This is a genomic window from Nocardioides sp. BGA-UO-ETr-FS32 (assembly GCF_059567905.1).
Window position 1 is genome coordinate 365,898 of the sequence record NZ_JCAQOX010000013.1, and the last position, 17,968, is coordinate 383,865.

A 17,968-nucleotide genomic window follows, 5' to 3' on the forward strand; every position below is an offset into this window, starting at 1 on the left:
CGATGACCCCGTCGACCTCAGGTCAGCGGGGTGTGGGGCGGGGTCATGGTCGGCGTGGTCGCGGGATGCCGGGCGAATCGAGTGGGTCGAGGTCGGTGGTTCCGGTGTGGTCGCGGCGGTAGCGGTGGCCGTGGGGTGAGGTCCACTCGAACACCCCGTTCTCGATCATGAGATAGCGCCAGGCGGAGTGGGTCTTCAGGCGGTGGTGGAAGCGGCACAGGCAGGCGAGGTTGTCGGTGCGTGTCGGTCCGGGTTGGGGTCTGCCCTCGGCCTCGGCGTCGTGGTCGTACTCGATGATGTGGTCGACGTCGCAGGCCCGCGCGGGGCGGGTGCATCGCGGGAAGACGCACGTCCGGTCCCGGAGCTGGATCTGCTCGCGGATCCGGGCGGGGATCTCGTAGCCCTGCGCGGTGAGCTGGGCGTTGAGGTCGATGACGGGCTTGATGGTGACCTCGGTGCGCGAGTCGGCGCACCACGACTTGATCTGGTCGAGCAGGACGAGGCGCTGGCCGTTCTCCATCCGCCCGGTGGGCCCGAAGACCGTGGTGTCGCCGGAGAAGCTGGCGTCGAAATGGGCGTGGATCACAACCTCGCGAGCGGCCGGCAGATTGTCGGTGCTCTCGTCGTCGCCATCGCCCTTGACTGCACCGTCCTGGAAGGCGAGGTCGAGCGCGGTCTGCGTGCGGGCGAGCTCACCGAGCGCCTTGGCGCGTCGTGCGTCGAGTGACAGCTGGGACCCGAGAGCCTTCTGGACCGCCGCACCGTGGGCGACGGCACGGTCGAGGTCGAGGGCGTCGGCGATGTCGACCTCGGCCTCGATGCGCATGGTGCCGGCGTAGTGGACGTCGTCCTTGTTGACGGTGACGTGGCGAGGGTCGACGGCGAGGTGGCCGTCCTCGGGGTCCTTCGTCGGGTCGGCGGTGGCGAGGTCGTAGCGCTTGATGGTCTCGGCGACGAGCCGGTCGAGTTGTGCTTGCCCGATGCGTCCGGCGACGGCGGCGACCTGGGAGTCGACGAACCCCGCCGCCTCGGCCGTGAGTGCTGGTGAGGAGTGAATGGTCGTGTCGGCGACGGCGCGGGCGCGCCAGGCGGGCACCCGTCCGGCGTGGACCTGGTCCCACAGCCGGGGGAGGCGGTGGCGCAGCTCGAGGGCGTGGCCGACGAGCTTCTTCGCCGCCGTGCTCGAGATCCCGAGGGTGGTGCCGAGCTCGGCAACGCAGAACTCCGCCACCAGCGGTGCGCCTTCGCCGGCGATGGGCTCCTCGTGCTCACAGCCGGGGACCGTGAACGAGGCGGCGTCGTGGATCGACTCGGGTGGGTGCAGGTCCGCCCACCGGGCAGCGAGGACCAGCTGGTGGGCGGCCTCGGCGTTCTCGAGCTCGCGGGAAGCCTTGATCGAGGCGAGCAGCTCGGCGGCCGAGAGGTCGTCTGCGAGCTCTCGTGCCCCGGCTGCCAGTCCGTCGATCATGTGTTCGAGTCTACGGAAGCCCACCGACAATGGCCGTAGCGCGAGTTCAAACGGCTGTTGCAACGAGCCTCTTGTTGAGGGCCTGACCTGGAGTCTGCCATTCGAGGGTCTTGCGGGGTCGGGTGTTGAGCTGCAGGGCGACGGCGTCGCAGTCGGTGTCGGTGAGCTGGCGCAGGTCCGCGCCCTTGGGCCAGTACTGGCGCAGCAGCCCGTTGGTGTTCTCGTTGGTGCCGCGCTGCCACGGCGACTGGGGATCGCAGAAGTAGATCGGGAGCCCGGTCTCGGTCTTGAACCGGGCGTGCTGGGCCATCTCCGATCCCCGGTCCCAGGTGATCGACTTCCTGAGTTCCAGCGGCAGGGTCGCGATCATCTCGCTCAGCTTCATCCGGGCGATCTCCGCGGTGTGACGGCCCGGCAGCGGCGCGAGGAGCACGAACCGCGAGGACCGCTCCACGAGTGTGATCACCGCGCCCTTGCCCGTGCCGCCGAGCAGAAGGTCGCCCTCCCAGTGCCCGGGCACGGCCCGGTCCTCGGCCTCGGCTGGGCGCGCGGAGATCCGGATGTCGTCGGTGATGCCGAGTGTGGGGCGCTTGGCGCCGCCGGTCTGGGTCTTGCGGCGCTGCCGCCGGCTGCGTAGGTGGGCGGTCAGCTCGCGCTTGAGCTCGCCCTTGGTCTGGACGAACAGCGACTGGTAGATCGTCTCGTGCGACACCCGCATCCTCAGATCGCGTGGGAACAACACCGGCAGCATCGCCGCGATCTGTTCCGGCGACCAGTTGTCCCGCAACAGCTCCCACACCTTCTCCCGCAGCGGCGCATGATCCAGCCGGCGGGCCTTCGGGCGGCGGGCCTTGCGCGCGGCCTCCCGCTGGGACCACTTCGCGCTGTACTTCACCCGATACCCCCGACCTCGATCGCGGGCCGTACGAGCACGCGGGGACCTGGTCCCGAACGACCCCGCCCGACGCAGCTCCCTCGAGATCGTCGACGGGTGCTTGTCCACCAACGCCGCAATCGTGGCCTGGTCCAGCCCCGCCAGATACGCCCGCTCAATCACCAACCGCTGATTCGCGGTCAACCTCACTCCCGGCATGCGCCGCAACCTCTCACCTCACGATCGAGTTGCAACAACCGATTGAGTTCGCCTAGCTGGAATGGTTGTTGGCCAGCGATGTCGGAAGGGGTTTCGAGGCTCGCTACGCTCGCGTCTCAGCCACGCACCGAGGCGCACCCGATGCACGTCCGGGCGGCCGGCACGGCCTCGAGCCGCGCGTCCCCGATCGCCTTCCCGCAGCGCTCGCACACGCCGTACGAGCCGGCATCGACCCGCTCGAGCGCGGCGTCGATCTCGGTGAGGTGGTGGCGCACCTGCCGGACCAGCGCCCCGATCTGCGAGCGCTCGAAGGCGATCGTCGCGCCCTCCGGGTCGTGCTCGTCGTCGGCGTTGGTGTCGAGGGAGGCCGCCACCACGGAGTCGTAGTCGCCGGACAGGCTCGCCAGCCGCGCGACGGCCTGCTCCCGCTCGACGGCGAGGCGTCGGCGGGTCTCGTGCATCACCTCGTCCACCACCCCATGGTGACCCACCCGTCCGACAGCGCTCCCGGCGCGGCGCGCGGATCGGCGTGATCACGGGTCGGCGCCCGTATCCTCGTGCCGTGACGACGTCCCCGAAGGCGCCGCCGCCCGGTCTCACCGTCGGCGGCTACGCGCTGCGTGCCCGCCTCGGCGAGGGCGGCATGGGCGTGGTCCACCTCGGCCAGAAGCCGGGGGAGCGGCCGGTGGCGATCAAGGTCCTGCGCCCGCACGTCGTCGGTGACGACGAGGCCCGTCGCCGGCTCGCCCGCGAGGTCAGCTCGCTGAGCCGGGTCCGCAGCCGCCGCATCGCGGAGATCGTCGACGCCGACCCGTTCGGCGACATCCCCTTCGTCGCGACCCGCTACGTCCCGGGCCTGTCGCTGCACGACCACGTGCAGGAGGAGGGGCCGCTGGCCGGCGACGACCTGCTCTGGTTCGCCGACTGCCTCGCGGAGGCGCTGGAAGCGGTGCACGACGTCGGGGTGCTGCACCGCGACATCAAGCCCTCCAACGTGATCATGGAGGGGCGTACGCCCATCCTCATCGACTTCGGCCTGGCCCGCGTCGCAGACGACTCGCGCATCACCATGAACGGCTGGCTGCTCGGGACGCCGGGCTACCTCGCCCCCGAGATCCTCTACGGCGACGACGCGACCGCGGCCTCCGACGTGCATGCCTGGGCCGCCACGGTGGCGTACGCCGGCACCGGCCGCGCGCCCTACGGCCGTGGGCCGTCGATGGCGATCATGGACCGCGTCCGCCGCGGTGAGCACGACCTCACCGGGCTCGACCCCGACGTGCTCGAGCTCGTGGAGGACGCGCTCGCGCCGTCGCCCGAGGACCGGCCGTCGCTCGACGAGGTCCGCGACTGGCTCGAGGACCTGGCCTCGGAGCCGGTGGAGCACGACGAGCGAGGTGCCTCCCGAGAACACCGCGGCTCGGCGCCGGCCACCCTGCCCTACGCGGCGGTCGCCCAGGAGGCGTACGACGCGCCGACGCGCGTGGGCACCGCGGGCGCGCCGCCGGCACCGCCCGACGAGCCCGTGCACTGGTCCGACGACTGGACGGCTCCGAGCAGGGACCCCTTCCACGACCGGTCGGACGGCTCGACCGAGTACGTCACCGACTACGGCCCCCCCGCGCGGGAGAGGCTGCCCACCGGCCAGCGCCTGCGCAGGTCACTGACCCTCCTCGCCCTCGGCGGCGTCGTGACCGGCGGCATCGTCCTCGCGCCCTACGTGAGCCTCGCCGTCCTTTTCGTCGCCATCTGGCTCCTGCGCAGCGGATCGCTCGCCGCCGCGTCCGCCGGCAACCGCCGCGACCGGCGCGGCGTGAGGTGGTACGACGGGATCCAGGTCCTGCTGGCCGCTCCGTGGCACGTCGTCGCAGGACTCGGCGGGTCTCTCGTCCTCCTCCTCTGGAGCGCCGGGATCGCGTGTGCCGTCGCGCTGCTCTGCTTCGCCGCGTCGCTCTCGATGACCACCTCGCTCGCGGCCATCGGCGGCGCCTTCGCGGTCTCGGCCTGGTGGGGACCCGGAGCCGAGCGCGTCCGCTCGCCGGTGCACCGGCTGGTCGACCCGCTGGCCCGTCGTGGCGTGCCGTGGCTGCTGGTCACGCTGCTCGTCGCGGCCGCCGGCTCGGGGCTGGGTGCGGCCGCGTCGGCGCAGGGCACCAGCTGGACGCCGTACGACGGTGCGCCGTTCTCCGACGTACGGGTGCCGGGCTGGCTCTGAGGGCCTCCGGGAAACCCACCCCAAGGTGGGTCTTCTCGTCAGCACCCGAAGGGGCATACGGTCCCCTCAACCGACTTCGGAGGGGACCACATGAAGCTCACCAACACCCGCACCCTGCAACGCCTCGGCGTCGCGGCCACCGCGCTCGCCCTCGGGATGGGCATGTCGACGCCGACGTTCGGCGCACCGGCCAAGGACACGTCGACCGACTGCATCGACTACGGCGACGTCGCCGAGGGTCCGGCCGGCACGATCCCGCGCGACGACCTCCACGTCGTCCACAAGGACCCGCTGGCCAGGGCGGCGGCCCGCGCGGCGCGTACGTCCGCCAAGGGCAAGCCGGGCGCCAGCACGGCCGCGGCGTTCGAGCCGGTCGAGATCCCGGTCCGCTTCAACGTCGTCTACAAGGACATGGGCAAGGGCGGCGGCTGGCTCTCCGACGAGCGGATCCAGGAGCAGATCAACGTGCTCAACGAGGGCTTCGCCGGCACCGGGTTCACCTTCGTGCTCGAGGAGATCGACCGCGTGAACCAGCCCGAGTGGTTCAACCTGGTCTCCTCCAACGGCGGGCTGCCCCGCTTCTACCGCGGCAGCGGCAAGGAGGTGAAGATGAAGCAGTACTTCTACGACGACAGCACCTCCGAGACGCTCAACATCTACTCCGCCTCGCTGGCGCAGTCGTTGCTCGGCTGGGCCTACTTCCCCTCCGACTTCACCTCGGAGACCACCCTCGGTGACCCGCTGCCGCAGTACCGCGACGGCGTCGTCGTCGACTACCGCAGCCTGCCCACCGTCGAGGGCGACACGGGCGACTCGTCGGTCTACACCGTCTACGGCGAGGGCGACACCGCCACCCACGAGGTCGGCCACTGGCTCGAGCTCTACCACACGTTCCAGGGCGGCTGCTCCGAGCCGGGCGACTACGTCGCCGACACCGCTCCCGAGGCGTCGCCGGCCTTCCGGTGCCCGACCGGGCGTGACACCTGCGAGGGCGGGGGAGTCGACCCCATCACCAACTTCATGGACTACACCTACGACTCCTGCATGACCGAGTTCACCGCCGGCCAGGCCGCGCGGATGCAGATGGCGTGGACGGAGTACCGCGCGCTCTCCTGAGGTCCCCAGCACGGACTTCCAGCACGGACTTCCAGCACGAACTGTGCGGGAAGTGTGCGGGTCACTGACCGTGGTCGGTGGCCCGCACCACCGCTGGACTGTGTGGTGCCGGGATCCGCAGGGGGTCCCATCACGAGGGGAACACCACATGAGCATCACCACCGTCCGGCGCCTCGGCGTCGTCGCCGGCGCGGCCACGGCGGCCGTCGCCCTGAGCGCGACGAGTGCCAGCGCCTACCACTGCTTCGTCCCGATGTACTCCCTGTCCGGGCCGACCTCGGCCAACTGGTTCGTGGTCTCGGCCGCGATGGGGGCGGAGTTCGAGGGCTACGCCGCCGAGTGCGAGGGAGCCGAGGAGGCGGGGTACGCCGCGCTGCGCGAGGCGGGCCTCCCGGTCGGCCTCAAGGTCTTCGAGAAGATGACGATCGGCGACCCGAAGCACACCGGCCGGACGAACCCCAACGGGGCCGACGGCATCGGCCTGGAGTACTTCGCCGACGGTTCGCCGCTGCCGGAGCAGATGGTCACCACCTACATCGCCGGCGCGGAGGCGTACGCCTGCTGACCGGCTGCTGAAGTGGGGGGAACACTGCGTCCCGGGAGCCGTCGTGGGGGCGGCACCCGGGACGCAGTCGCGCGCGTGGCCGACCGGATCCCGAGACGGGCGTCTCACGGCCGGGCCTGGCGTGGCACGATCGGACCTGTGAGCACCAGCACCATCATTGCCTAGCGCGACGGGACTCCCCGCCGCGCCGACCTCCTGCACCCCAGGAGGTTTTTTTGTACCCCCGCCCCGACCGAGAGACCACCGATGGACCTGCACGGCTCGTTCCACGTCTACGACACCACCCTGCGCGACGGCGCCCAGCAGGAGGGGCTCAACCTCTCCGTCGCCGACAAGCTCAGCATCGCCCGTCAGCTCGACGGCCTCGGCGTGGGCTACATCGAGGGCGGCTGGCCCGGGGCCAACCCCAAGGACACCGAGTTCTTCCGGCGCGCAGCTGCGGAGCTCGACCTGCGCCACGCGCGGCTCGCGGCGTTCGGCGCCACCCGCCGCGCCGGCGTACGGGCCGCCGACGACCCGCTCGTCGCGGCGCTGCGCGACTCAGGTGCCGGGGTGGTCACGCTCGTCGCGAAGTCGCACGACCGGCACGTCGAGCTCGCGCTGCGCACGACGCTGGAGGAGAACCTCGCGATGGTGCGCGACACCGTCAGCCACCTCCGCGCGGAGGGGCAGACGGTCTTCCTCGACGCCGAGCACTTCTTCGACGGCTACCGCGAGAACCGGGCGTACGCGCTCGAGGTGCTGCGCACGGCCGCCGAGGCCGGCGCGGAGGTCGTCGCGCTCTGCGACACCAACGGCGGCATGCTGCCCGACTGGGTCTCCGACGTGGTGCTCGACGTGATCGAGTCCACCGGCGCCCGCGTCGGCATCCACGCCCACAACGACAGCGGCTGCGCGGTCGCCAACTCCCTCGCCGCGGTGGCGGCCGGGGCCACCCACGTGCAGGGCTGCATCAACGGCTACGGCGAGCGCACCGGCAACGCCGACCTCGTCACCGTCGTGGCCAACCTCGAGCTCAAGCTGGACCGCACCGTCCTGCCGCAGGGCCTGCTCCGCGAGGCGACCCGCATCGCCCACGCCGTCGCCGAGGTCACCAACGTCCCGCCTGCCTCGCGCCAGCCCTACGTCGGCACGTCGGCCTTCGCGCACAAGGCCGGCCTGCACGCCAGCGCGATCAAGGTCGACCCCAACCTCTACCAGCACCTCGACCCGCTGGTCGTCGGCAACGACATGCGCCTGCTGGTCTCCGACATGGCCGGCCGCGCCTCGATCGAGCTCAAGGGCAAGGAGCTCGGCTACGACCTCTCCGACGACCGCGAGCTCGTCACCCGCGTCACGGCCCGCGTCAAGGAGATGGAGCAGCGCGGCCACACCTTCGAGGCCGCCGACGCGTCCTTCGAGCTGCTTCTCGCCGAGGAGGTCGAGGGCACGCGGCCGTCGTACTTCGACGTGGAGTCGTGGCGGGTCATCACCGAGACCCGCACCGACGGCGAGGCGATCTCCGAGGCGACGGTCAAGCTGCGCTCGGAGGGCGTGCGCTACGTCGTCACCGGCGAGGGCAACGGCCCGGTCAACGCCCTCGACGCGGCGCTGCGCGAGGCGATCGGACAGGCGTTCCCCGAGGTCGCGAAGTTCGAGCTCATCGACTACAAGGTGCGCATCCTCGACCAGGGCCACGGCACCGACGCCACCACCCGCGTGCTCATCGAGACCACCGACGGGGAGTCGTCGTGGGTCACCGTCGGTGTCGGCGCCAACGTCATCGAGGCGTCATGGGGCGCGCTGGTCGACGGCCTCACCTTCGGCCTGCGGCGGCACCACCGCTGACCCGTACGGGCGCCGCCACCGCTGCGGCTGGGCGGCGCCGTACGGGGGTCACAGGCTGTCGCGCAGCTCCCGGAGGGCCTGCCCCGGAGGGCCTGCGTGAGCTCGCCCTGGTCGCCGCTGTCACCGAGCGCCCGGATGGCGTTGGTCAGCTGCTCCTTCGCGGAGGCCACCTCGCCCTTGCCGGCGAGCTCCTCGGCCTTGTCGAGGTGCTTGGTCACGGTCGCCAGCGTCTTGCCCGCCAGCTCGCCGGACCGCACCGCTTGGTCGTAGTAGGCGCCGGCGACGTTGAAGCTCGGCTCCCAGACGATCTTCCGCTGGTGCTGGGCGTTGAACTCCTCGACCCGCACCTCGCGGGCCGCGTCGAGCTCGTTCTCGCTGAGCAGGTCGCTGGTGGTCAGGCCGAAGGTGTCGAAACCGCGGGCTATCTCGGTGCCGTAGACCTGGCCGTTGTACCAGTAGGTCGACCAGAGTCCGCCGAGGTTGAGACCGGTCGGGTTCGCCGGTGTGGTGATCGGGCCGCGGTCGAAGTAGGCGATCTCGACCGGGTTGGCGGTGTCGCTGAAGTCGATCACGGACAGTCCGCCCTGGTACCACGCCTGGACGAGGATGTCGCGACCGGGAACCGGGACGAGTGAGGAGTTGTGGGCCACGCAGTTCTCCTGCGTGGTCTGTGCGGCGGGCATCTTGTAGTAGCTCGCGAACTCCATCTGGTCACCCGCGATGTCGAAGAGCGCGTCGGCGCCCCACTCCGGCTTGTCGGTGACCCGGCAGCGCGCGCTCGTGCCGCCGCCCCACTCGTCGGTGAAGATCACCTTGGTGCCGTCGTTGTTGAACGACGCGGAGTGCCAGTAGGAGAAGTTCGGGTCGCTGACCGCGTCGAGGCGTACCGGGTTCACCGGGTCCTCGACGTCCAACAGGATGCCGTTGCCCTGGCAGGCGCCGGCCACCAGCTCGCGGGCCGGGAAGGCCGTGACGTCGTGGCACGTGTTGGTGTTGGGCAGGGGCGAGTACGGGGTGCCGGACGGGTGCAGGGTGCCGGGCAGCGTGTTCTGGAGGCCGTTGAACGCACCGGTGTCGGGGTCGGTGAAGATCCGCGGCTGGCTGACGATGGCTGCCGTCGCGGGGGCCGCCAGCGGCACCTTGATGACGTCGATGCGCCACTGGGTCGGGTTGCCGGTGGTGACCGGGCTCTGCGTGAGCGCGGCGTTCTCGCAGCCGGCGAGCTCGAGCGGCGAGCGGACCCCGGAGGTGCCGGAGTTGTAGATGTAGATGTTGGCCGGGTCGTCGGGGTCGGTGACGATCGTGTGCGTGTGGGACCCGCGACAGGTCTGCACCCCCGGAAGCTGCACGGGGTTGTCGAGGTCGGAGATGTCGAAGATCCGTACGCCGCGGAACCGCTCGGGGTTCACGGCGCCGGCGGCGCCCTGGGTGCCGCAGTCGATGCGGCCGCGCGTCTCCTCCACGGAGATGAACAGCAGGTCACCGTAGACCGACGGGTCGCCCTGGCCACCCGGGCACACGAAGGACGCGCGCAGCGCCGGGTCGGTGGGGTCGGACAGGTCGTAGACCTGGAAGCCGTTGAAGTTGCCGACGATCGCGTTGTCACCGCTGAACGCGAGGTCGGAGTTGGCGAACCCGATGCCGCTGAAGCCGGTCACGTCCGAGTCGAAGGCCCCGCTGCGCGGGTCGTTGTCGAGCAGCTCGATGTTGCTGCTGGCCTCCGACCACGGGATGTAGCCCGGCGCGAGGTCCTCGCGCGGGTCGTCCGCGGCGTACGCCGTCGCGGGCAGGAGCGCGGCCGCCAGGGTGAGCACCCCCGCCGCGCGCATCGTGGTCCGGTTTCGGCGGGGTTGACGAGACATCGCGGTGACCCTCTTTCACCCAGGTCGGCGCCTCGTGCTCGGGCCGGGAGGTCCGCGGTGTGGTCGACCTTCTATGACCTGCCAACGTATCGATGACAGGTCGCCACCGCCAGCCCCAGAATGTGACAAGACCTGGTGAATGGAGACCCCATGCCGACGACCCGCGACTGCCGTCCCGGCCGGACCACCGCCGCGCTCGTCGTGCTGCTCGTCGGCCTGGCGGCGTGCACCTCCGAGGCCGAGCCGGAGGAGGCAACTGCTCCGGTGGTGCAGCTCGGTGCGCCGGGGGAGTCCGGCACCACGCTGTCGCCTGAGGAGGCCGAGAGCGTCGACGAACCGGCCTACACCGATGCGGACGTCGCCTTCGTCCAGGGGATGATCCCGCACCACCAGCAGGCGCTGGAGATGACGGCGCTCGTCGACGACCGTGCCGAGGACCTCGGCCTGGCGGCGATGGCCGAGCGGATCGAGGTGACGCAGGTCGCCGAGATCGAGCAGCTCGAGGGATGGCTGACCGGACGCGGCGAGAGCCTGTCCGGAATGCACGCAGGCCACGCCGACGGTGAGCACGGCATGCCGGGGATGCTCACCCCGCGGGAGATGGCGCGGCTCGAGCGGGCATCGGGACCGCGCTTCGACCGGCTGTTCCTGCTGGGGATGATCCGCCACCACGAGGGCGCCGTGGTGATGGTGGAGTCGCTGCTGACCGAGGGCGAGGGCGGGCAGGAGTCCGAGGTGTTCCAGCTCGCCAGCCACATCGGGACCGACCAGCAGGTCGAGATCGCGGCGATGAAGCGCAAGCTCGGCGCGCTCGCGGGCTGAGCTGACCCCACGGGGCCGCCGGGGTCAGCGACCGACCACGCGCCGCACGAGGTCGTCCCACCCGGCCTCGATCCGCTCGAGCGAGATGTGCTCGGCGTTGACCTGCTGGTCCAGCACGACCATCTCCAGGGGTGCGAGGAGCGCGGTGGCCAGCATCAGCAGGTCACCGGTGACGCCGAGCTCGCCGAGGAGGTAGCGGACGTGCATGTTGGTGAAGGACAGTGCCGCCGCGGACCGGGCGCCGGGGCGGCCGGCCGCCGCGATGAGCTCGGCGTGGGTCAGGTTCGTCCGCAGCCGGGAGTGCCCGAAGGCCAGCAACCGCTCCATCGGCGGCGCGCCCGGTCCGAGGGGCGGGGGACCGGAGATGACGCTCGCCTGCCAGGCCGTCTCCGACTCGTTGAGCACGGCAGCCATGAGCCCTTCGCGGTTCTCGAACCGACGGAACAGCGTGCCCTTGCCGACCCCGGCCTCCGTCGCGACCGTCTCCATGGTCACGCACCCGACCCCCCGGGTCTGCACCAGACGCAGTGCCGCCGCGAGGATCGCCTCGCGGTTGCGCGCGGCGTCGGCCCGCTCCGGCGCGGGCGCGTCCGCGAGCGGCAGCAGGTGGGTCACGGCGGCAAGCCTAGGCGCGAGAAAAGTTCCGCCGCATCGGAATAGAAGCGGACCGCGGTCCGTTTTGACCTGCATGACCACTCCCAAGCAGACCCGCGTCGCTGTGCTCCTCGGTTCCTACCGCGCCGGCTCCCTCAACCGCCGCATCGCCGAGCACCTGCGCGACCACGCCCCGGCCGGCGTGACCGTCGACGTCGTCGAGGGCATCGACGCCGTCCCGTTCTACAACGAGGAGCTCGACGGCGAGACCGCTCCCGCCGCCGCCACCGCGCTCCGCCAGTCCGTCGCCGCCGCCGACCGCGTCCTCGCCGTCACCCCGGAGTACAACGGCACCATGCCGGCCGTGCTCAACAACGCCATCGACTGGCTCTCGCGGCCCTACGGCCAGGGCGCCATCGTCGGCAAGCCCTTCGCCGCCATCGGCGCCACGCCCACGCCGTACGGCGGCAAGTGGTCGCACGAGCACGCCCGCCACTCCGCCACCATCGCCGGCGCCGTCGTGGTCGAGGGCATCGTCGTCGACGAGCCCGCCGTCGACGGTGACCCGCTGGAGAACGAGGCCGCCGTGCAGCGGTTCCTCGGCGCGCTGGACGCCCTCGTCGCGCACGAGGTCGAAATCGCGGCCTGACCAGTACGGTCGGCGTGTGCTCCACGACCTGACCGCGCTCGAGCAGGGCGACGCCGTACGCCGCGGCGAGGTGTCGCCGCTCGAGCTGGTCGAGCACTACACCGGCCGTGCCGATCGCGTGGGTGCGTTCATCACGACCACCCACGAGCAGGCGCGCGAGCACGCGCGCCGCTTGACCGAGGCGGGACGCCCCGAGGACGCAGGTCCGCTCTGGGGCGTCCCGACCGGTATCAAGGACCTGCACCCCACCGCCGGGGTGCGGACCACCTTCGGCTCGGCGGCGTACGACGATTTCGTGCCGGACGCCTCCGACGACCTGGTGCTGACCGTCGAGGCGGCCGGGATGCCGAGCCTGGGCAAGACCAACACCCCGGAGTTCGGCTCGCCCTGCTACACCGAGCCCGACGTGGCACCGCCGGCCGTGACGCCGTGGGACCCGAGGCGTACGGCGGGCGGGTCCTCGGGCGGAGCGGCAGCGGCCGTGGCCGCGGGCCTGCTCCCGGTCGCGCCCGGCTCGGACGGCGGCGGGTCGATCCGGATCCCGGCGTCGTGCTGCGGCCTCGTCGGCCTCAAGCCGAGCCGCGGGCGGATCAGCGGCGCCCCTCGGTACGGCGACCCGGTCGGGCTCGCGACCGCCGGCACCCTCGCCCGTACGGTCCGCGACGCCGCCGCGCTCCTGGACGTCCTGGCCGGGCGGCGGGTGGGCGACCCGTTCTGGGCACCCGCGCCGAGCGGTCCGTTCCTCGACGCCTGCGACCGCGACCCGGGGCGGCTGCGCGTCGCCCGCTTCATCGCCCCGGTGATCACGGAGGTCGAGGTCCACCCCTCCTCGGCCGCGGCCTGGCGCGAGGCCTCCGACCTGCTCGCGTCCCTCGGACACGAGGTCGAGGACGTGCCGGTGCCGATCCCGCCGGAGGCGGTCGCCGACTTCGAGACCTGCTGGGCCGTCCTCACCGCCCTCTCGACCGCGCCGCCCGGACGCGAGGGGCGGCTCAGACCCCTCACCCGGTGGCTCGCGGAGCGGGGCCACGCGGTCAGCGGTCCGGAGTTCGGGCTCGCGATCGGCCAGCTCCGCCAGCACGCCGCCGAGGCACTCGCGGCGCTGGCGGCGTACGACGTCGTGCTCACCCCGACCCTCGCCCGGCCCCCGACCTTCGTCGGCGAGCTGCGCGACGACGCCGGCCCGGCGCGCGACTTCGCCCTCCAGAAGGCGTTCACGCCGTGGACGTCTGCGTGGAACGTCACCGGGATGCCGGCGATGTCGCTGCCGCTGCACTGGACGGACGACGGACTGCCGGTCGGGGTCATGCTCGCCGCCCGACCGGCTGAGGAGGAGCTGCTGCTCTCGCTGGCCGCCCAGGTCGAGCAGGCGCAGGCCGACGCGGGCCCCGCGTGGGTGGACAGGCGCCCGCCCGGCTGGTGAGGTGAGGCCGAGTCCGCCGGGGTGGCCGCGCCCGACCCTCGCGAGGTGCCGCGGTCTCGCTGCACCTCGAGGTCGACGACGTCGATGCCCTGTGCGAGCGGGTGGTGGCGGCCGGGGTCACCCTCGACCGCGGTCCCGAGGACAGCCCGCCCGCAGGGCGGGTGGCGGTGTTCCGGGACCCGTTCGGGCACCGCTGGTTCCTCGACGAGCCGCTCGACTGATCAGTCGTCGCCGATCCCGCGCGCGTGCAGGGCGTCGCCCGACTCGTGGGCGCGGGCGACGACGCGGATGACGAACGGGGAGAGGTACGCCCTGGGGTTGCGGTCGAGCCCACGCGCACGGGCAGCGTCACGGGTCTCCCGGGCGAGGGCGATGGTGCCCGGCAGCGCGCCGATGGTGAGCGCGACGGTGAGTGCCACGCGGTCGGGGTCGACGCCGAGCACCTTCAGTGGTCGCGCCCACCGGGCGAGGGCGTCGACCATCTCGTTGACCTCCGTGGTGGCGGTCAACGACAGGGCGGCCAGGCCGAGGCTGAGCAGGTCGAGGAAGGTCTCCACGGCCTTCTCGCCGCCGTACCACCACCACTGGAACAGGCTGGCCACGACCGCGATGAGGAGCACTCCTCGGGCCGCGCGCCACACCGAGCGCAGCGGCACCCGCGCCACGGCGGCGAGCAGCAGCGTCACGGCCAGGAAGACCGGTGCGGCACGGACGTCGCGGACCATCACGATGGCCAGGCTGAGCGCCGCGAGCCCGAGCACCTTCGTCCCGACCGGCAGTCGGTGGAGGACCGTGTCGCCGGGCTGGTGCAGCCCGGCCATCAGGTCGCTCATGCGGTGCTCAGGCCGTCGACGAGGGAGGTGTAGTGGGCGACGGCCTCCGAGGGCGGCCCGTCGGCGACCACCCGGGCCGAGTCGACGACGACCACCCGGTCGCAGCGCGCGGCCAGGTCGAGGTCGTGGGTGACCAGCACCAGCTGCTGGTCGAGGCCGAAGAGCGTGTCGGCGACGCGACGGGTGTTGGCCCGGTCGAGGAGCGTGGTCGGCTCGTCGGCGACCACCACCATCGGCTCGAGGGCCAGCACGCCGGCGAGCGCCAGCAGCTGTCGCTGGCCCCCTGACAGCGAGTGCACCGAGTCGTGGGCGTGCTCGACGAGCCCGTTGGCGGCGAGCACGTCGAGTGCCCGCTGGCGACGCGTGGTGCCGTCCTTGAACCTGCGACGCAGCGAGAGCTCGATGTCCTCGACGCAGGTGGGCATGACCAGCTGTGCGGCCGGGTCGGTGAAGCAGAAGCCCACGAGACGTCGTACGGCTGCTCCGTCGCGGACCACGTCGTGACCCTCGACGACGACGCGACCCGACGTCGGCCGGACCAGGCCGTTGAGCATCCGGGCCAGGGTCGACTTGCCCGACCCGTTGGCGCCGATGATGCCGATCCGGCGCTCGGTCAGGGTGAGCGTGGTGGGCGCGAGGATCTCGCGCTCGCCGCGTCCGGGCAGGGGGACCCGGACCGCAGCGGCGTCGAGCTGGATCGCGGACAAGGGGTCAGTCGCGCTGCAGCAGTTGGGGGAAGGCGCGGTGCACCTCGGCCGCGATCATCGCCACGAGGGAGGTCTTCACCACGTCGCCCAGCCAGAACGGCATGTCCCAGGCGGCGGCCTCGAGGAACGAGACGTCGAAGTGGAGCATCATCCCGAGGATGCCGAGCGGGTGGATGACCAGGATGCTGGCGGCGATCGAGCAGGCGAAGACGACCATCGCTCGCGTACGGCGGTCGCGGGCGACGTGCTTCACGAGGAAGCCACCGAAGGCCGCGGCGATCGGGAACGAGAGGAGGTACCCGCCGCTCGGGCCCGTGAAGACGCCGATGCCGGAGGAGTGCTCGGCGAAGACGGGCAGGCCGACCGCGCCGAGTGCGAGGTAGAGGGTCACGGCCGAGAAGCCGCGGACGGGGCCGAGGATGCAGCCGGCCAGCATGACCGTCAGGGTCTGCAGGGTGATGGGTACGCCGGCGCTCCCGACCGGGATGGCGCCGACGTACGCGCTGGCGCTGATGAGGGCGGCGAAGGCGGCGATCAGCGCGATGTCGCGCGACGGGGACGAGTCACTCGCGGGGGCGTCCGGGTGCGTGGTGTCGGGCTGGGTGGTGGCAGACATCGGGCTCGGGACTTTCTACGGGGAGATGGGGGAGTCGACCTGAACGGTGTTCAGGCTGAACGGTGTTCAGGTTAGGGTGGCCGCCAGAGCGACGTCAACGACGTCCAGCCCCTGATCGCGATCCGAGGAGTGTGTGGTGGCCCACAAGCGCAGCGACGTGCTGGCCCACGCGGTCGCGCTGCTCGACACCCACGGCCTCTCCGCGCTGACGATGCGTCGCCTCGGCGCGGAGCTCGATGTGCAGCCGAGCGCGATCTACCACCACTTCGCCAGCAAGCAGGCGCTGCTCGCGGCGGTGGCCGACGAGATCCTCGCCCGCGGCGCGCGCCCCCGTACGGCCTCTGAGTGGCCCGACCAGCTGCGCGAGATCTGCTCCGAGCTCCGCGACGCGATGCTGGCCTGCACCGACGGTGCGGACGTCGTCGCCACGGTGTGGGCGTTCGGCCTCGGGGCGGCTGCCCCGGTCGCGGACCTGGAGAAGGTGCTGACCGACGCCGACGCGCCCGACGAGCTCGTCGCGGTCGCCTCCCGGACGCTCGTGCACTACGTCTTTGGCCACACCTTCGAGGAGCAGACCGCTCGCCAGGCCGTCAGCCTCGGAGCCGTCGAGCGGTCGCTCGACTCGCTGCCCGACTTCGACCTCGGGCTCGACCTCGTGATCGACGGCCTGCGCGCCCGCCTGGGCTGACGCCTGCCTTCCCCCCCCGGGTATCTAGGGATGTTCTGGTAGGGAATCCCGGCCGAGGACCCCCGTTTCGTCCCTAGATACATCGCTCAGGCGGAGGCGTCGACCTCCGCACCCTGCAGCTCCGCTAGCAGGACCGCACCGGCGAGGTCGAGCCGGGTCCGCTTCAGCTCGGCGGCAGCGAGGTCGACGCCGTCGAGGCTCGCCCCGCGCAGGTCGGTGCGGTCGAGCCTGGTCTGGCGCAGCACCGCGCGGTCGAGACGGGCGCGGGCGAGGGTGGTGAGGGTGAGGTCGGACATCGACAGGTCGGCCTCGCGCAGGTCGACGCCGGTGAGGTCGAGGCGCGAGAGGTTGGTGCCGCGGATCGTCACCCCCAGCCACGAGCCACCGGTCACCGTGAGCGGCCGCAGGGTGCAGTCGGAGAAGACCGAGCCGACCAGCTTGCAGCCGTCGAGCGTCGCGTCGAAGAACGAGGTGCGCCGGAAGTCGCACCCGACGAACGCGGTCGCCGTGTGGGTCGAGGCGTTGAAGCGGCCGCCGTGGAACGTGCACAGCTCGAAGGTCGCACCGGACGTGGTGGCCTCGGAGAGGTCGACGTCGGTGAAGGTGCACTCGACGAAGCGCGCCGCGCCCAGGTCGTCGCCGTACCAGTCGTCGCCGCGGAAGTGCCGGTTGCGGTGGGGCTGCCCGGTCTCGTCCATCGGCTCCATGGCGGCCACGCTAGCGAGCCCCACGGACAGGACGAGGGACTGGGGAGGGTCAGGCCAGGAACCCCCGCAGCAGCGCGGCGGACCCGGCGAGGTGCTCCTCGGCGGCGGCGGCCGCGGCGTCCGGCTGGCCCGCCAGGATCGCGGTCACGAGCGTCCGGTGCTGCTCGTCGGAGTGCGCGATGTTGCGCTCCAGCAGAGGGATCCCGTCGAGGAACCGGTTGACCCGCATGCGGTTGTCGGCGACGAGGGTGACCAGCGATCGCACGCCGGTGATCTCGGCGACGACGAGGTGCAGGCGCGAGTCCAGCCGCCGGTAGTCGGCGGGATCGGCGCCGGTCACCTCCTCGAGCGCACGCCACACCAGGTCGCGCTCGGGCGCCGACAGCGTGCGCGACGCCGCCAGCCGGGCGGCCCCCACCTCCAGGACCTCGCGGAGGGCGAGCACCTCCTCGAGGTCGGCGTCGTCGGGACCGGCCGCGTCGGGACCGGAGGACTCGTGCGGCTCGGCGTGCGGCAGCTCGTCGGCGACGAAGGTCCCGCCGTAGCGGCCACGGCGCGCCACGACGTACCCCGCCTCGCCCAGCGAGCGCAGCGCCTCGCGCACGGTGTCGCGGCTCACCCCGAGTCGCACCGCGAGGTCGCGCTCCGACGGCAGCGACTCGCCCGGCGCGACCACGCCCAGCCGGATCGTCTGCAGCAGCCGCTGCACGGTGTCCTCGAAGGCGTTGCCCGGCCGGACGGGTCGGAAGAACGTCTCCTCGGCGAGGCGGGACTCGGTCATGG

General features: G+C 72.1%; 18 protein-coding genes. 9 read left to right on the forward strand and 9 right to left on the reverse strand.

Going from position 1 to position 17,968, the window contains the following annotated elements:
- Positions 1–43 precede the first annotated feature (43 nt).
- The 3 genes from AC57BS_RS06920 to AC57BS_RS06930 form a co-directional block, all read right to left on the reverse strand.
- Positions 44–1,468, reverse strand: a complete 1,425-nt coding sequence (locus tag AC57BS_RS06920) for an HNH endonuclease signature motif containing protein (RefSeq protein WP_496410702.1) — start codon at positions 1,466–1,468, stop codon at positions 44–46.
- 46 nt (positions 1,469–1,514) lie between these two features.
- Positions 1,515–2,561, reverse strand: a complete 1,047-nt coding sequence (locus AC57BS_RS06925; RefSeq protein ID WP_496410703.1) for an IS30 family transposase — start codon at positions 2,559–2,561, stop codon at positions 1,515–1,517.
- 116 nt (positions 2,562–2,677) lie between these two features.
- Positions 2,678–3,034, reverse strand: coding sequence for a TraR/DksA family transcriptional regulator (locus AC57BS_RS06930; RefSeq protein ID WP_496410704.1), 357 nt, complete (start codon positions 3,032–3,034; stop codon positions 2,678–2,680).
- A gap of 89 nt (positions 3,035–3,123) precedes the next feature.
- On the opposite strand from AC57BS_RS06930, the gene AC57BS_RS06935 reads away from it, so the two are divergent.
- From AC57BS_RS06935 to AC57BS_RS06955, 5 genes are all read left to right on the forward strand, one after another.
- Positions 3,124–4,776, forward strand: coding sequence for a serine/threonine protein kinase (locus AC57BS_RS06935; protein WP_496410705.1), 1,653 nt, complete (start codon positions 3,124–3,126; stop codon positions 4,774–4,776).
- Positions 4,777–4,866: 90 nt separating this feature from the next.
- A complete protein-coding gene (locus tag AC57BS_RS06940) occupies positions 4,867–5,892 on the forward strand; it encodes a zinc metalloprotease (protein WP_496410706.1) in 1,026 nt (341 codons plus the stop codon).
- A gap of 148 nt (positions 5,893–6,040) precedes the next feature.
- On the forward strand, positions 6,041–6,457 hold the full coding sequence (locus AC57BS_RS06945) for a hypothetical protein (RefSeq protein WP_496410707.1): 417 nt from the start codon (positions 6,041–6,043) through the stop codon (positions 6,455–6,457).
- A 246-nt stretch (positions 6,458–6,703) separates the two neighbouring features.
- Positions 6,704–8,284: a citramalate synthase gene (gene cimA, locus AC57BS_RS06950; protein WP_496410708.1), complete on the forward strand. Its 1,581-nt coding sequence runs from the start codon at positions 6,704–6,706 to the stop codon at positions 8,282–8,284.
- 2,012 nt (positions 8,285–10,296) lie between these two features.
- Positions 10,297–10,968, forward strand: coding sequence for a DUF305 domain-containing protein (locus AC57BS_RS06955; protein ID WP_496410709.1), 672 nt, complete (start codon positions 10,297–10,299; stop codon positions 10,966–10,968).
- A 24-nt stretch (positions 10,969–10,992) separates the two neighbouring features.
- On the opposite strand, the gene AC57BS_RS06960 is transcribed toward AC57BS_RS06955, so the two are convergent.
- Positions 10,993–11,583 carry a TetR/AcrR family transcriptional regulator gene (locus AC57BS_RS06960; protein WP_496410710.1) on the reverse strand — a complete coding sequence of 197 codons (591 nt, stop codon included), beginning with the start codon at positions 11,581–11,583 and terminating at the stop codon, positions 10,993–10,995.
- 73 nt (positions 11,584–11,656) lie between these two features.
- Between AC57BS_RS06960 and AC57BS_RS06965 the strand changes: the two genes are divergently transcribed.
- From AC57BS_RS06965 to AC57BS_RS06975, 3 genes are all read left to right on the forward strand, one after another.
- A complete protein-coding gene (locus AC57BS_RS06965) occupies positions 11,657–12,211 on the forward strand; it encodes an NAD(P)H-dependent oxidoreductase (protein ID WP_496410711.1) in 555 nt (184 codons plus the stop codon).
- Between the two features lie 16 nt (positions 12,212–12,227).
- Complete coding sequence (locus AC57BS_RS06970; protein ID WP_496410712.1) at positions 12,228–13,634, forward strand: amidase; 1,407 nt, start codon at positions 12,228–12,230, stop codon at positions 13,632–13,634.
- A 104-nt stretch (positions 13,635–13,738) separates the two neighbouring features.
- Entirely contained in the window at positions 13,739–13,855 is a 117-nt protein-coding gene (locus AC57BS_RS06975; protein WP_496410713.1) for a VOC family protein, read from the forward strand.
- On the opposite strand, the gene AC57BS_RS06980 is transcribed toward AC57BS_RS06975, so the two are convergent.
- Genes AC57BS_RS06980 through AC57BS_RS06990 form a run of 3 tightly spaced genes read right to left on the reverse strand, consistent with a single transcriptional unit; the run spans position 13,856 to position 15,790 of the window.
- Positions 13,856–14,467, reverse strand: a complete 612-nt coding sequence (locus AC57BS_RS06980; RefSeq protein WP_496410714.1) for an energy-coupling factor transporter transmembrane component T family protein — start codon at positions 14,465–14,467, stop codon at positions 13,856–13,858. It lies immediately after the preceding gene.
- Complete coding sequence (locus AC57BS_RS06985; protein WP_496410715.1) at positions 14,464–15,174, reverse strand: energy-coupling factor ABC transporter ATP-binding protein; 711 nt, start codon at positions 15,172–15,174, stop codon at positions 14,464–14,466. The genes AC57BS_RS06980 and AC57BS_RS06985 overlap by 4 nt, the downstream gene beginning before the upstream one ends.
- Before the next feature lie 4 nt (positions 15,175–15,178).
- Complete coding sequence (locus AC57BS_RS06990) at positions 15,179–15,790, reverse strand: biotin transporter BioY (protein ID WP_496410716.1); 612 nt, start codon at positions 15,788–15,790, stop codon at positions 15,179–15,181.
- Positions 15,791–15,926: 136 nt separating this feature from the next.
- Here AC57BS_RS06990 and AC57BS_RS06995 point away from each other — a divergent pair, with 136 nt between their 5' ends.
- The gene (locus AC57BS_RS06995) at positions 15,927–16,478 is read left to right on the forward strand and encodes a TetR/AcrR family transcriptional regulator (RefSeq protein WP_496410717.1); all 552 of its coding nucleotides are present in this window, start codon (positions 15,927–15,929) and stop codon (positions 16,476–16,478) included.
- A gap of 86 nt (positions 16,479–16,564) precedes the next feature.
- Here the strand turns inward: AC57BS_RS06995 and AC57BS_RS07000 are convergent, their stop codons facing one another.
- Both AC57BS_RS07000 and AC57BS_RS07005 read right to left on the reverse strand, forming a co-directional pair.
- Positions 16,565–17,185: a pentapeptide repeat-containing protein gene (locus AC57BS_RS07000; RefSeq protein WP_496410718.1), complete on the reverse strand. Its 621-nt coding sequence runs from the start codon at positions 17,183–17,185 to the stop codon at positions 16,565–16,567.
- A gap of 49 nt (positions 17,186–17,234) precedes the next feature.
- Positions 17,235–17,966 (reverse strand): FadR/GntR family transcriptional regulator, encoded by a 732-nt coding sequence (locus AC57BS_RS07005; protein WP_496410719.1) that lies wholly within the window; start codon positions 17,964–17,966, stop codon positions 17,235–17,237.
- Positions 17,967–17,968: the final 2 nt, after the last annotated feature.